The organism is Pseudomonas sp. MWU349 (assembly GCF_017947325.1).
Lineage (GTDB): Bacteria > Pseudomonadota > Gammaproteobacteria > Pseudomonadales > Pseudomonadaceae > Aquipseudomonas > Aquipseudomonas protegens.
In genome coordinates this window covers 414,540-429,075 of record NZ_JAFEVP010000003.1, presented here as the reverse complement: position 1 = coordinate 429,075, position 14,536 = coordinate 414,540, and the positions used below count along the sequence as shown (strand labels likewise).

The window sequence follows — 14,536 nt, the reverse complement described above, 5'->3', positions numbered from 1 at the left end:
GTTCGCCGGCAAGCCGGCTCCTACGGTTGGGAGTCCTTGAGGGTCGGAACCTCGCCGTTACTGAGCATCTGGCTCAGTTCGTCGAGGCGCGTGGCAATGTCGCCAATGCGCTGGTGGCTGTGCAGGTCGACGTCGATCTTCTTGTGCATGACCTTGAGCAGCGGCAGGAAACTCTGCTCCAGGTGCTCGGCGAGGTTCTCCAGCACTTCACGCATGCCTTGCTGCGGCGCGGGCCGGGCCAGGCCGCGCACGCCTTCCACCAGATCGTTGAGCTGGGCCACGACGCGGGTACCGACATCGCTGTCGCTGCCGCCCATGGAACGGTTGCGCACGAAGTCGCGCTTGATCTGGGTCCAGCGCTCCTTCTGCTCCGGGGTCTGGTTGCCCCGCAGTTCGGCAAGCTTGAGCAGGTTCTCTTCGGCACCGGTGGTCAGCAGCTGGGATTCGCCCTGATAGTGGTCGGCCAAGAGTTGCAGGAGCTCGGCGTCGTTCATCACCGCCGAGATCTTCTCGGCCATCTTGTTCATGTTGCGGTAGCTGCCCTGCAGCTTGAACGGCGGCTCGCTGCGGTACTGGTCGGCCTGGGCGGCGCTGGCGATGTACTGCTGGTTGACCCGCAGCACCACGTCGCGCACCTGCATCAGGCGTTGCAGGGTGGTGGTGATCTCGTTGATCTCGGCACCGCTGTAGCTGTGGCTCAGCTCGTTGCTGGAGAAGGCCTTGCCCTCGGCCTTGGCGACGAAGCGGTAGACGTCCGCCATGTCGCGGGTGGCCAGGGGCGCCAGTACCGGGTTGGAGGTCAGGCCGTTCTCGATGTAACTCAGGGCGAAGGCTTCCTGCATGCCGCCCAGGGTGTCGCCGAGGTTATAGATGTCGGCCCGGTTGGCCAGCATGTCGGGGATCTTGAACACCTCGCCGGACTCGGTGTACGGGTTGCCCGACATCACCACGCAGAACTTCTTGCCGCGCATGTCGTAGGTCTTGGTACGGCCTTTCCACACGCCTTCGATGCGCCGGGTGCCGTCGCACAGCGAGATGAACTTCTGCAGGAACTCGGGGTGGGTGTGCTGGATGTCGTCGACATAGAGCATCACGTTGTTGCCCATCTCCAGGGCCAGGTTGAGCTTCTCCAGTTCCTGGCGCGAGGTGGCGTCCGGCGCCTGGGCCGGGTCGAGGGAACGCACCTGGTGCCCCAGGGCCGGGCCGTTGATCTTCATGAAGATCAGGCCCAGGCGGTGGGCCACGTACTCCATCAGGGTGGTCTTGCCGTAGCCCGGTGGCGAAATCAGCATCAACAGGCCCATCAGGTCGGTGCGCTTGTTCTCGCCCACGGTGCCCATCTGCTTGGCCAGGTTGTCGCCGATAAAGCCCAGGTACACATCGTTGATCAGCTTGTTGCGCACGAACGAGCTGAGCGGCCGCGGCTTGAATTCGCTCAGGCGCAGGGCCGTGCGCTCGCGGCTGATGATGCCCTGGCGTAGCGCCTGGTAACGCTGCAGGCCAGGCAGGAATTGTTCGCGGTGGGCCCGCAGGCGGGCAAAGAAACCGTCCACGGTAAGGGAGAGGCTGCGCTCCTGGATGCGCGGGTGTTCGCCCATCAGGTTGCCGACACTGAAGCGCAGGTCGACTTCGGTGATGCGCTTGGCAAAGTCGTCCCGCAGCAGTGACAGGGCCACGGCCTCGGGCACGTAGTCGCTCCATTCGGCGAACTCGCCCTCGGCGCACAAAGCCGACAGCCAGTTGCCGGCCAGGGCCCATTGCGCGGCGGGCCGCTCTGCCAGCTGCGCCAAGGCCTGCTGATAGTCGTCCCACATGCGCGCGCCTTGCAGGCGCAGGGTCAGGGCTTCCTGCAACTGCCTGGCGTACTTGCTGAAGGTGAATTCGATACGCTCCGCCGCCAGCTCCTGCACCAGGTATTCGGCGGCTTCCGGCAGCAGCTCCGCCGGCAGGCTGAAGGCCTGCTGCTGGCGCCAGTCCTGCAGCGCCAGGAAGATTTCCTCCTGCAACTGCAGCAAGCCTTCACGACGGCCGAACAGTTGCTGGATATGCCGGCTGGTGCGGGCCCGCTCGGCCCATTGCTGCGGTTGCGGCTGGTGCTGCTGGCGGTCCCAGAACAGCGCGGCGAAGGCCCGCGCCGCCGCGCCGAAACGCAGCAGGCCGGCGCTGTCACGCAGGGGCAGCAGTTGCAGCAGGATCGCTGCGGCGTCGTGGTCGTGGATGCCCTTCTCGTAGCCTTCCTTGTAGCGCGGCGCGGCGAAGTCGCGGATCACCCGCGCCAACTCCTCGGGGTGCGCCAGCAAGGGTTTCAGGCTTTCCAGGCTCAGGCCTTCCTGGCCCTGGTCGGCGGCGTCCAGCACCTGCCCGGCCAGGTATTCGGCGCGGTACAGCTGGGCCGATTCCGACTCCAGGGCTACCTGCCAGAAGTCGCGCAGGGCTTCCAGCTCGGGGTCGCGCAGGGGTTCGAGGAAATCCGTGCCGGTCAGGTGCAGGTGCAGTTCATCGCCCCGGGGCATCAGGGTCAGGTCCAGCTCCTGGGTGTTGACGCTGAAGCGATGGCGCGGCCCCAGCTTGATGACGTTGCCACCCTCCTCGAACAGCTCGGTCTTGTCGCGCAGGGCACGCACGGCCTGGTCCCGGGCGCCCTTGAGGCGCGACTCGACATCGTCGGCCTTGACGCTGTCCTTGAGCTCGCGCAGGCGCTCGGCCAGCTCCCGCAGCTTGAGGATCAGCGGGTCGGCGGCGAAGAACGCATTGAGCTCCTCGGCCTGGGTGAACTTGGCGGTGCGCCGGCCAAGGCTGTCGAGAATCCGCCGCGCCGCATCCAGCAGGCCCTGGGCCTTGCGCTGGCGCTCGTCGAGCAGCGATTGCTTGTGGGCCTCGAAGGTTTCCAGCAATTCCTCGCGTTTGCCGAGGATGTCACCGAGGAACTGTTCGTGATCGCCAAAGCGACTCTCCAGCTCCTCAAGCTGCACCAGCAAGCGCGACAGCTGCTCGTCGCAACGCTCGGGGTCCTGGGCCTGGGCCAAGGCGTTGGTGATGCCCTGGCTGAAGAGTTTGAACTGGGCGCCGAACTGGGCCACGGTCTCGGTCGAACCCAGGGCCTTGCGCCGCTGTTCGGCGCGGGCCTTGGCCTGGTTCAGGCGGGCGTAGATCTGCGAGATGGATTCGATGATCCGGGTGCGCTGGGTGGCGTCGTCGATCTGCAACGAGGCCATCAGGCTCGACAGCATGTCCAGGTCGCCGGCCATGGCTTGCAGGGCGCCCAGGGGCTCGCTGAGCTGGGCCACGGTTTCGGCTTTCTGCGCCTGGGCGTCGAGGGTTTCGAGCTGGGTGACGAAGGGTTGCAGGGCCTGATCGCTGGCGAGGAAGGTCGCGGTGCCGGCGGCGGTGCGTTCCTGGGCCTTGAGCAGCTCGGCTTCCATGGCGTCGATGCGCGCTACGTCGATGTAGCGGTAGTCGCGAATGGTCAGCAGCAATCCGCGCTGGGTGGTGATGCCGTTCAGCGCATCGACGAAGCTCTGCACCTGATCCCAACTATCCACCAACAGACTGTCCAGCAGGGCTTTCTGCTTGGCCTCGGCGGCCACCATGGCCTGGTCCGACTGGCGGCGGATGCTTTCGACCTTCTCGTATTCGTCCAGCACCAGCTCCGAGGTGGACGCCACCTCGCGCAGCAACGGGGCCAGGCCGTCCAGCTCGTCGCTGCCCAGCCAGTGGTACACATCGAACAGCCGCCGGGTGTTCTGGCACAGCAGCGAATAGCGCTGCACCGACACTGCCGGGGTGTCGATCTCGCGGCACAGGTCGTAGAGGTCGGACACGCTGCGCACCAGTTCGGCGTTGCCGATGCGCCCGAGGAAACCGCTGCGGGTCGGTTGCCGCGCGGCGTATTCCTCGGTGAAGAACGGTGTCTGCCAGACCTGCATCGGGTGAACCCGGGTCGGCTCGTCGCCTTCGGCAGCGAAGATCACCATGCGCCCGTCTTCCAGCCGCGCATAGCCGTGGCCGAACAGCGGGTTCTGCAACTGGCGGTTGATCATGTTGTAGGTCAGCAGCACCGAGCGGCCCTGCTCCGGGTGGTAGAAGATGTACTGCACATCCTCACCGTTGGGCGAGCGCACCGAGCGCTTGTAGCGCATGCCCTCCATGGACTGCTCGAAGGTCTTGTACTCGCCGCTTTGCAGGTAGTAGCCGCCGGGGAAGATGATCCCGTGGTCTTCCGGCAGCTGCACACAGGCCAGGCCGATGGCGTCGATGCGCTCCACCTGGCGGGTCAGGCTGTTGAACACCAGGTAGCGCCACTGCTCTTCGCGGTACGGCAGGACCTTGAGCAGGATCAGGCTGCCCAGGCGGGCGAACTCGATCTGCGAGTCGTCCAGCGACTGGGTCTTGTCCAGCACCTCTTCGCGATAGATGCCCAGGCCCGACTCGGTGTTGTTCTCGACCTTGATGGTCAGGTCGCCGCCGATGGTCTCGACGAACACCGTGTCGAGGATGTTCAGGTGCGGAAAGCGGCCTTCGACCACCATCTCGCGGGTGGCTTTCTTCCATTCGAAATCGAAGGGCGCCGGCAGGGCGATATCCCGTTCGCCCCGGTTGTCGATGTAACGGACGTCCCGTCCGTCCACCGAGATCGACCAGCGGAACACCCGCACATCGGTGACGCGCTCGCCGATCTGGAAACTTGCCAGCAGCTTGCCGTCACGGATCGCCAGCTGCAGCAGGCGGGTGTTCTTGTAATAGGTATAGAGCTCGTTGAAATCGTTGAGGAAGCCCTGGGCCGCCAAAAAGCTGCCTTCCAGGGGCACGGGCTCGGCTTCGTAGCCTTCGCCCTCTTCCACCAGCCGGTAGAGGGAAAACACGTCGGCGACGCTGGTTTCCTTCTTCAGGCCGATGAACACGTTGTAGCCGAACAGCAGGCAGTCGCCCACCTGGACGATGTCCCGGGCGATGCAGTTGTTCTCGGTACGGATGCGCACCCGCCCGACCACTTCCATGCGGCTGTTGCCGAACTCGTCGAGACGCCTCTGGTTGAGGCCATCCGTGGTCTGCCGCAGGCGTTGGCCCTGGTCCAGCAGGCGCTTGTGCAGCACCTCATAGGCGCCGCCTTCGGCGACGGCCTTATCCAATACGTCCTGTGGGGGAGTTGCGACTTGAGCGTCCGACATCGTGGCCTTCCTGGATCTACGGCGGTGTGCAAAAAAGCGGGCTCCTCAAACCTGGAGCCCGGCACCTGAAGCCAGCTGAAACCCGCCGCCTGACACCTGCCCTGCAGCCGTCGATAAAAACGACGGCTACAGGATCAGGCGAGGGCTGGCGAATCAGATGTGGTCAGGCATTTCAGGCTTCGGCAGACGGAGCGTCGGCCTTGCGCGTAACGGCAGCGGCGGCCAGCTCAGCGGCTACGGCCGGAGCGCCCTTGCCGTTGAGCAGGCGTGCCAGCACGTCCTGGACCACCGGGCTCTTGCCCACCACGCCCTCAATGGCCTTGCCCACCGACAGCGACTTGGCAAAGGAATTGAAGAAGTCGCCTTCGCCGCCGACGATCTCGATCTTGGCCTTGCTGAGGGCGGCCGACAGCACTTCGGCCTGGTCCTTGGCGATTTCCTTGTTGGCGGCGATGGCAGCCATCGCTTCCTCGAAGTTCTTCTCCAGTTGCATGCGGAACTCTTCGTGGGACCGCGCGCTGTCGCTGAGGGAGTCCAGGGCACCGAACTTCTTGCCCAGGCCTTCGGCCTCGGCGTTCAGGCGCTGCAGCAGCACTTCGGCTTCGGCCGAACCCAGGTCCTTGGTGGCCTTGGCCTTGGCCGCGCCCAACTGTTCTTCGCCACGGGCCTGGGCACCGAGCTTCTCTTCCATGACCTTGGCTTCGGCCAGGCCGTCCTTCTCTTTGGCAACCGCCTGGGCTTCCATGATGCGGGCGTCTGCCAGGCCTTTTTCCTGCTCGCCACGGGCTTCGGCAATCAGTTGCTCGGTGCGTACGCGAGCCTGGGCCAGGCCTTCTTTTTCCTGGGCCGCCGCGGTGATTTCCAGCACCCGGGCATCGGCCAGGCCAGGCGCGGCGCGCTCGGCTTCCAGGCCTTCGGCCAGGCGTTTCTTGGCTTCGGCCTGCTTGGCCGCTGCTTCCAGTTCGGCCTGGGCCAGGTTGTTGATTTCCACGGCCTTGTGCTTGGAGCGGGTTTCGTCGGCTTCGGCCTGTTTGACCTGGCGCACCAGGTCCTGCTCGGCTTCGGCCTGGGCCTGGATCACCACCACTTGCTTGGCGCGCTCGGCTTCGGAGACTTCGCGCACTTCCTTGATCCGCTCTTCTTCCTGGGCCACGGTCTTCTCCACCGCTACCCGCTCACGGATCACAGTGGCGATGTTCTTGCGCTGCTCTTCCAGGGCCTTTTCTTTCTCGATGCGTTGCAGTTCCACTTCACGCTCGCGGGCCACCACTTCCAGGTCCTTGGCGCGGGTGACTTTCTCCACTTCGATGACCACCGCGCGCTGGCGGTTCTGCTGGGCCACTTCGACTTCGCGCTGATGGTTCTCGGTGCGCACGTCGATTTCCTGCTGCGCCTGAATGCGCGCCTGTTCGGCCTTCAGCCGCTCTTCTTCCTTGACCTTGGCGGTCTCGGCTTCCTCGCGGGCGCGGATGGTTTCGATCTCGCGCTTCTGCCGGGCTTCGGCATCGGCCTGCTGGCGTTCGAGGGACAGCGAGGCTTCGCGGGTCTCGACGTTCTTTTTCTGGATCGCCAGTTCCTGGTTGCGCTCCAGTTCGTTGGTGATGACGTTCTGCGCCGCGGTCAGCTCGGTGATCTTGCGGATACCCTCGGCGTCGAGAATGTTGCTCGGGTCCAGGGAGTGCTTGGCGGTCTGTTCCAGGTAGTCGATGGCCACGTCTTCCAGCACATAGCCGTTGAGGTCGTTGCCGATGATCTCGATGATGCGGTCGCGGAAGTCCTGGCGGTTCTCGAACAGCTGGACGAAGTCGAACTGCTTGCCCACGGTCTTCAGCGCTTCGGAGAACTTGGCGTTGAACAGTTCGTTGACCGCGGCGCGGTCGGAGGCACGGTCGACACCAATGGCCTTGGCCACCTTGAGCACGTCTTCCTGGGTTTCATTGACCCGCAGGTAGAAAGCCACGGTGATGTCGGCGCGCATGTTGTCGCGGCAGATCAGACCATCCTTGGCCCGACGGTCGACTTCCAGGGTGATCAGCGAGATGCGCATGAACTCCTTGAGGTGGATCACCGGGTACACCAGGGCGCCGGTAAAGTGCACCTTGGGGGTCGAGGACATGTCGTTGACGATCAGTGCCGTGCCTTGGGGGACCTTGATATAGAAGGCCTTGAACAGGGCCAGCAGGCCGAAGACCACCAGAACGACGAGGCCGATCCCGAGCAGGATGGGCAGCAGCGACGGTAAATTCATGCAATCAATCTCCTTTGATTCTGAGGAAGCCCGGGCTCAGAGGCCGCGAAACTCGTCCTCGGTAATGACCCGATAGGCGTGTTGCGCCTCCAGATACTCCAGTAACACGACGCGATCGCCGCGTTTGAAAGCTCGTGCCTCATCGGCACGCACACGCAGGATCAGGCCCGCGCCGCCGTTCTCGAGCACGGCTTCGCCGTGTTCCAGGGTGACTCTGCCGCTGCGTACCACAGCGGTCTGCCCCAACACCGACTGGCTGCTGGTGGCTTCCATCTTGTGAAACAGCGGACGCAGCGGGCGGCAGATGGCCGCGCTGATGGGGGCCGCCAGAAACAGCGCAAGCACCGCCAGCAACAGGCCCAGGGGATAGCGCAGCCAGCCCAGGGGCAGGTGACTGAGGACGTAGAGTTCGGCGAAATAGGTCAGGAACCAGCTGAAGAACATCAGCAGGGTCAGCACCAGGGTGACCGGCACCCCGTTGAGCTTGAACTTGATCAGCAGCCCGGCCAGGCCTTCGCCGGCGTGGGCGCTGTCGAGCAGCGAGTCGGCCTCGAAGTCCAGCAGGTCGACTTCAAGCATGCCCATGGCCACCACCGCCCAGTAGATCACGGCCAGGCAGAGCATGAAGCTGAACAGCACTGTGGGGAACGACAACACTGTCTGCAGGAAGATTTCCATTGCTTTCCTATCCCTGAAAAAGCCGGGCAAGGCCCGACGGCCCCGCCCCTACAACACAACGGTGAATCAGGACTTGCTACGGTCCTTGAGGCGCGCCAGCACGCTGTCGGCGCTGGTGCTGCCGGCAACGATTCCGGCTTCACGCAACTTGGCGTCCAGGGCATCGTCCGGGCTGCTGGTATTGGCCAGCTCGGCCGCGGCGTCCATCTTTGCCGCGCGCTCGGCCTGCTTCTGCTTGATCCGCTCCAGGGACTCCACGGCGGTGTGCAGCTTGCTCTGGGAGCCGCCGTAGCGCTGGGCCACGGCCTGCTGGGCCTTCTGCACGCTTTCGGTGGCCTTGACGGTATCCACCTGTTGTTTCAAATGCTTGATATTGCCCTCGGCCTGGGTCACGGCCTTGCGCAACTGCGCGACGCTGGCGGCAAAACCATCGGCCTGCTCACGCTCCACGGCCAAGTCATTTTCCAGGTTGGCGATCTTTTGCGCCACTTCCTGGGCAAGGGCTTCGTTGCCCGCTTCCAGGGCCTTGAGGGCGTAGCTTTCATACTCGGCGACCTTGGCCGCGCTGCCGTTGGCGCGCTCGGCGGCGAGTTTCTGGCGGGCCATGATCTCGGCCAGGGCTTCCTTGGACTTGCGCAGTTCCTGGTCGGCGTCGCGGATCTCCTGATCGAGAATCCTCAGTGCCTGGCTGTCCACCAGGGCCTCGCCCGCCTCATTGGCACCACCGCGCAGCGCGGTGAGCAGCTTGCTCCATACGTTCATGTGCATTCCTCCAGGTCAGGCCTGAGCCTTCAGGTAGCCTTCGTAGGCCTCGGTTGCCCTGATCACGTTGCTGGCCAGGGTTTCGATCTCGTAGAGCACGTTGGAGAGAATCGAGGTGGCGCTGAGCGCACCGAACATCATGTAGAAGCGCTCACCGCCAAAGCGGGTTTCCAGGCCGATGCTCGACAGCGGGAACAACTGGCGGCTGAGCAACACTTCCTCGTTGAACGCGGCCACATCGGTCACTTCGCTTTGCGGCCACAGCAGCGCCTCCACCAGGATCTGCTCACCGGACAGGGCCACGAACAACGGCAGGTCGCCGTATTCGCGCATGGTCACGTGCAAGCTCGGCTCGGCGCCCTCCAGCAGTTCAACGCTGGCTTCGCCGCTGCTGAACAACTCGGTGGCCATCAGGGCCTGGCACAGCGATCGGGCATTCCAGATCTGCGGCATGCTCATTTCTCCATCCTTTTCCACAGGAGCCAGCCCTTCTGAGGGCTGACGCAGTTTGCGTTCAACCGCCAGCAACGCCTGGGCGTTCTCCGGCAGTATCCAGACTTCCTTTTTCACCAAGCCCTGATCACGCAGGCGCTGGCGGAATAAACGTTGGTAATGGGCTGAGGATTTGTTTTCCATGACGCACAGACTAGAGCATCACATGTAAGGAGTTCAATTCATCACATGTAAGTTTTTGACCGGGTATTTGTAACGAGATTTATCAGAAATGCCGCCCAAGCAAGCGTCGCGGGCATAGACCAGATTGCGTCCTTTGCAAGGGCTTTTTCTCGGAAGACGTCATTAAACCTGTCACCCAAGGGAATGAGAAGCACAATTATCCCCTCATGCACTTGGAAATAATGAATGCAGGCCAACGCCAGGCGCTGCCTTAATGGCGACCAATGGTCTAGGCTAGGCGGATTTTCCTGCCCAGCGGATGCCCCATGAACAGTCTCAGCAAGCCCCTCGCCGGATTGAAAGTGATAGAACTCGGCACCCTGATCGCCGGCCCCTTCGCCTCGCGCATCTGCGCCGAGTTCGGTGCCGAGGTGATCAAGGTCGAATCCCCGGACGGCGGCGATCCGCTGCGCAAATGGCGCAAGCTGTATGAAGGCACCTCGCTGTGGTGGTTTGTTCAGGCGCGCAACAAGAAGTCCCTGACCCTGAACCTCAAGCACCCCGAAGGCCTGGCGGTGCTCAAGCAGTTATTGGGCGAAGCGGACATCCTGATCGAGAACTTTCGCCCCGGCGTGCTGGAAAAACTCGGCCTGGGCTGGGACGTACTGCACGCCCTCAACCCCAAACTGGTGATGGTGCGGCTATCGGGCTTTGGCCAGACCGGGCCGATGAAGGACCAACCGGGCTTCGGCGCGGTGGGCGAATCCATGGGCGGCCTGCGCTATATCACCGGTTTCGAGGACCGCCCACCGGTGCGCACCGGAATCTCCATCGGTGACTCCATCGCTGCCCTGTGGGGGGTGATCGGCGCGCTGATGGCCCTGCGTCACCGCGAGGTCAACGGCGGCCAGGGGCAGGTGGTGGACGTGGCGCTGTACGAGGCGATCTTCGCCATGATGGAAAGCATGGTCCCGGAGTTCGACGTATTCGGCTTCATTCGCGAACGCAGTGGCAACATCATGCCCGGCATCACCCCTTCGTCGATCCACACCAGTGCCGACGGCAAGCACGTGCAGATCGGCGCCAACGGCGATGCGATCTTCAAGCGCTTCATGCTCCTGATCGGCCGCGAGGACCTGGCCAATGACCCGGCCCTGGCCAGCAACGACGGGCGCGACACCCGCCGCGACGAACTCTATGGGGTGATCGACCGCTGGGTGGGGGCCCTGCCCCTGGAGCAGGTGCTGGAGCAGTTGAACCAGGCCGAAGTCCCGGCGAGCCGCATCTTCAGCGCCGAGGACATGTTCCACGACCCGCAATTCCTCGCCCGGGAAATGTTCCTCCAGGCCAGGCTGCCGGACGGCAAGGCCTTCAAGATGCCCGGCATCGTGCCAAAGCTCTCGCAGACTCCGGGCTCGGCCGACTGGATCGGCCCCGAGCTCGGCGAACACTCCAGCGAAGTTCTGGCCAGCCTGGGCTACAGCAGCGAGCAGATCCAGGACCTGCGCAACTCTGGGGCAATCTAAACTGAAACAGCCGCCTCACACTGACAGCCCACAACGGGCCCAACGACGCTCGAGCCCAGGCCTTGGCCGGCTGACGATGGCGCTCGCGACCTGCCTGCTGTGGCTGCCCTGCGCCACCGGCCACGCCGGCGAAATGCTCACCTGGCTGCTGCGCGACCTGCCGCCGCTGAACATTTTCGAGGGCCAGCAAAAAGGTCGAGGGGTGGTCGACCTGCTGATGCCGCAATTGATTGCCAGCCTGCCGGAGTACCAGCACGAACTGGTACGGGTCAATCGAGCCCGGGGCATGCAGATACTGCGCGACCCCAGCTTCACCTGCGATCCGGCGCTGATCTGGAACAAGGAGCGTGCGCAATGGGTAGCCTTTTCCATCACCAGCTTTCGAGTGCTGAGCAATGGCCTGGCGATCCGCCGTACCGACCGTGAGCAGATCGCGCACTTCATCCATGACGGCAAGGTCGACCTGCATGGCCTGCTCGACAGCGGCAAGGAACTGATCGGGGTGGTGGCCGAACGCAGCTACGGACAACAGCTCGATAACCTGCTGCAGCAGGTTGCTCCGCAGCAGATCCGCGCCCACTACGGCAACGACGCCCTGGGCAGCCTGCTGCAGATGCAGCGCCTGGGGCGCCTGCAACTGCTGCTGGGCTACTGGCCGGAAATCCGCTACCAGGCCGTGCAGCAGGGTATGGACCCGCAGGATCTGGAGTTCTACCCGGTCGAAGGCACCAGCAAGTATCAGGAAATCCACGTTGGCTGCTCCGACACCCCCCAGGGCCGCAAAGCCATCACCCGGATCAACCAGGCCCTGCTCAAGCTGCGCGAAGAGCGGCTGGTGGAGCTGTATGCCGCCTGGCTGGACCCCGGAATGCGCGATGAATACCGCGCCGACGCCCGAGCCTACTTCCAGCAATTGAAGGACCACTGACAAACGCCAGGCAAAAAGAAACCCCGAGAAGTGGGGAGACGACTCGGGGTTAAACGTGGTCTTTGCAGACCCGTACCAGCAGGCCACAAGCACCGGAGCACAATGCCTGATCCTGCTGATACTGAGTCTGACTGACGAGCCTGGCGGAAGGTTCCATAAAATTTCAGTTCAAGTGCGCCGGGCGAACGCCTTGTCTTCGGCGGCATGGCGCAGGGCGGCGATCACGCAGGGTTCGAGCCGGCCTTCGGCGATCAGCACATCACGGTGCAGGCCGTCCACCACATCAGTGAGCAGGCGCTTGTCAGCGAGCTGGGCCCGATTGACCTCACGCTCCACCACGATGGCGCCGGCAGCATTCTTCAAGGTCACCAGGCATTCGCCCCGAGCCCCGCAAGGCGTCAGAGCAACCTGGTAAGGGCTCAGGGCCTCACTCAATAAAAGACTGATACTTTCCATCTAGATCACCACTCAATAGCTCGAATTAAAGGTTCGAAAACAAAAATGCCGGTAGCTTTCTGACATTCAAGTGACCATCGCTCAGAGAAGAAAGTTCGCCACACCTACTGCTGCCGACCTGAGTCAACCGAGCATGCACGGGTAATATGACAGCTGAAAAACGGCCGACCAGGCGCAAACAACGCCGCCTTTGCATTGGAGCTCAGCTTTGAAAGCAACGACGAACAACAAATTGCGCATCATCCTTGCCGACGACCACCCGATCTTCCTCATTGGCCTGCGCGCCGTCCTGGAACAGGACGACAGCCTGGCCATCGTCGGCGAGGCCAGCTCGCCCTCCGCCCTGGCGCAACTGATGCAGGAGATCGAGTGCGATGTGCTGGTGACGGATTTCATGATGCCCGCCGAACAGCAGAACGACGGCCTGCGCCTGATCGAACAGCTGCGCCGCCACCACCCCGACCTGCCCATCGTGGTGGTGACCATGCTCAACCACCCCGGGCTGTTCCGCTCGATCCTCGACCTGGGGGTGACGGGCCTGCTGAGCAAGGCCAGCCTGGCGGACGAGCTGCCGACCGCCATCGCCCGGGCGCGACAACACAAGCCCTACATCGCCCAGGCCATCAAGCAGGCCCTGAGCCTGGCCGGCGAAGTGGGGCCGGACCGCCTGGTTTCCAGCGATCAGTTGTCGCCGCGGGAGCTGGAAGTGATCCGCCTGTTGGCCGCCGGCCATGCGGTGGGGGAAATTGCCGCGCAACTCAACCGCAGCAAGCAGACCGTCAGTGCGCAGAAGGTCAGTGCCATGCGCAAGCTCGGCCTGTCCAGTGAAGCCGCGCTGTACATCTACGTGCAGGAGCACGGGCTGTCCTAGGCACACAGGCCCTCAGCGCCAGCTCCCTCTGTACCCCGGTCCAGCGCCTGCGCCAGCCACTGGCGCATCTGGGCGGCGCTCATCGGCCCGGCCAGGAAACAGCCCTGCAGATGGGCCGCCCCCAGGGCCTTGGCTGCCTTAAAGTCGGCCTCGCTCTCTATTCCGGCCACCACCACTCCCAGGGACATGCGCCGGGCCATGTTCATCGCACCGCCGACCAGGGCCACCTTGCGCTCGTCGGCCGCCATGCCCGCTACGAACACCGGGGGAATCTTCAACTCGGTAAAGGGCAGTTCCAACAGACGCTGCAGGCTGGTGCCGCCGATGCCGAAGTCGCCGATGGACAATTTGCAGCCGATCATCCGCAGGCGCAGCAGCGCCTCCACATGGGCGGTATCGGTCTGTAGCCGGGTGGTGTCGATGATTTCCAGGGTCAGTAGCCGGGCTGGCACTTCGAAACGCCTGAGCAAGGCCTCCAACTGACGGGGAAACAGCGGCCGCTCAAGGATGCCGATGGGAATGTTCACTGCCACCGGCAAGGAATGACCCATCACCAGCTTCACCCCGGCCGCCAGCTCCAGGGCCTGTTCCAGCATGTGCCAGGTAAAGATCTCCTGCAGGCCGGCGAACTCGATCAATGGCAGAAACTCCCCAGGCATCAGCAGCCCGCGCTCGGGGTGCTGCCAGCGAGCCAGGGCCTCGACTCCCTGGAGCTCGCCGTGGGGCTGGATGACCGGCTGGAAATACGCCACGCCGTGGCCCAGGATCGCCGCCAGCCCTTCCTCCTGGGTGACGCTGTCGAGGGAAAACGGCTCCAGCGCCAGCAACTCCCGCAGCAACGCCTGGTCCGGCGCCGGCGCCCCCTGTCTGGAGTGCTGCTGGTAGGCGGTGAGCAAGTCGCCGATCACCGCCACCGAGGCCGGCTTAGGCAGGCAGCCCAGCACTTTCAGGCCCAGCTCCCGGGCCATGCCGGCCGCCCCCTCCAGCACATCCTCCTCGGCATCGCTGAGGATGATCAGCGCCCGGGCCCGCTCCTGGCGGGCCAGGTCACGGATCAACTCCAGGCCGTCGGCCTGCTCCAGGTACAGGTCGCAGATGGCGATATCCACCGGCCCCTTGCTGTCCAGCGAACGCCGTGCGGCCTCGACACTCTCGGCGGTCAGCACATTGAACACGCCATTGGCGTTGAGCATCTGGTGCAGGGCCATCAATTGGAACGAGTTATCTTCGAGAATCAGCACTTTAAGCGAATGCATGGGGCAACCTCCGGTACGACGTGCGTGG

The 14,536-nt window shown here is 63.8% G+C and carries 10 protein-coding genes; 3 read left to right on the top strand and 7 right to left on the bottom strand.

Going from position 1 to position 14,536, the window contains the following annotated elements; all coding sequences use genetic code 11:
• Nucleotides 1-20: 20 nt before the first annotated feature.
• From KCG88_RS14005 to KCG88_RS13985, 5 genes are all read right to left on the bottom strand, one after another.
• A complete protein-coding gene (locus KCG88_RS14005) occupies nucleotides 21-5,168 on the bottom strand; it encodes a DNA repair ATPase (protein WP_210712566.1) in 5,148 nt (1,715 codons plus the stop codon).
• Between the two features lie 172 nt (nucleotides 5,169-5,340).
• Nucleotides 5,341-7,416: a flotillin family protein gene (locus tag KCG88_RS14000; protein ID WP_047284067.1), complete on the bottom strand. Its 2,076-nt coding sequence runs from the start codon at nucleotides 7,414-7,416 to the stop codon at nucleotides 5,341-5,343.
• Between the two features lie 36 nt (nucleotides 7,417-7,452).
• Entirely contained in the window at nucleotides 7,453-8,094 is a 642-nt protein-coding gene (locus tag KCG88_RS13995) for an OB-fold-containig protein (RefSeq protein WP_047284066.1), read from the bottom strand.
• Between the two features lie 66 nt (nucleotides 8,095-8,160).
• On the bottom strand, nucleotides 8,161-8,856 hold the full coding sequence (locus KCG88_RS13990) for a PspA/IM30 family protein (RefSeq protein ID WP_047284065.1): 696 nt from the start codon (nucleotides 8,854-8,856) through the stop codon (nucleotides 8,161-8,163).
• 15 nt (nucleotides 8,857-8,871) lie between these two features.
• Complete coding sequence (locus tag KCG88_RS13985; protein ID WP_047284064.1) at nucleotides 8,872-9,492, bottom strand: YjfI family protein; 621 nt, start codon at nucleotides 9,490-9,492, stop codon at nucleotides 8,872-8,874.
• A 305-nt stretch (nucleotides 9,493-9,797) separates the two neighbouring features.
• Between KCG88_RS13985 and KCG88_RS13980 the strand changes: the two genes are divergently transcribed.
• A complete protein-coding gene (locus KCG88_RS13980) occupies nucleotides 9,798-10,997 on the top strand; it encodes a CaiB/BaiF CoA-transferase family protein (RefSeq protein ID WP_047284063.1) in 1,200 nt (399 codons plus the stop codon).
• A gap of 76 nt (nucleotides 10,998-11,073) precedes the next feature.
• Nucleotides 11,074-11,925 carry a TIGR02285 family protein gene (locus KCG88_RS13975; RefSeq protein ID WP_047284062.1) on the top strand — a complete coding sequence of 284 codons (852 nt, stop codon included), beginning with the start codon at nucleotides 11,074-11,076 and terminating at the stop codon, nucleotides 11,923-11,925.
• A gap of 168 nt (nucleotides 11,926-12,093) precedes the next feature.
• Here the strand turns inward: KCG88_RS13975 and KCG88_RS13970 are convergent, their stop codons facing one another.
• The gene (locus KCG88_RS13970; RefSeq protein ID WP_047284061.1) at nucleotides 12,094-12,381 is read right to left on the bottom strand and encodes a DUF3509 domain-containing protein; all 288 of its coding nucleotides are present in this window, start codon (nucleotides 12,379-12,381) and stop codon (nucleotides 12,094-12,096) included.
• Between the two features lie 208 nt (nucleotides 12,382-12,589).
• Between KCG88_RS13970 and KCG88_RS13965 the strand changes: the two genes are divergently transcribed.
• Nucleotides 12,590-13,252 carry a response regulator transcription factor gene (locus tag KCG88_RS13965; protein ID WP_047335782.1) on the top strand — a complete coding sequence of 221 codons (663 nt, stop codon included), beginning with the start codon at nucleotides 12,590-12,592 and terminating at the stop codon, nucleotides 13,250-13,252.
• On the opposite strand, the gene KCG88_RS13960 is transcribed toward KCG88_RS13965, so the two are convergent.
• A complete protein-coding gene (locus tag KCG88_RS13960; RefSeq protein WP_047284059.1) occupies nucleotides 13,249-14,508 on the bottom strand; it encodes an EAL domain-containing response regulator in 1,260 nt (419 codons plus the stop codon). The genes KCG88_RS13965 and KCG88_RS13960 overlap by 4 nt on opposite strands.
• Nucleotides 14,509-14,536 lie beyond the last annotated feature (28 nt).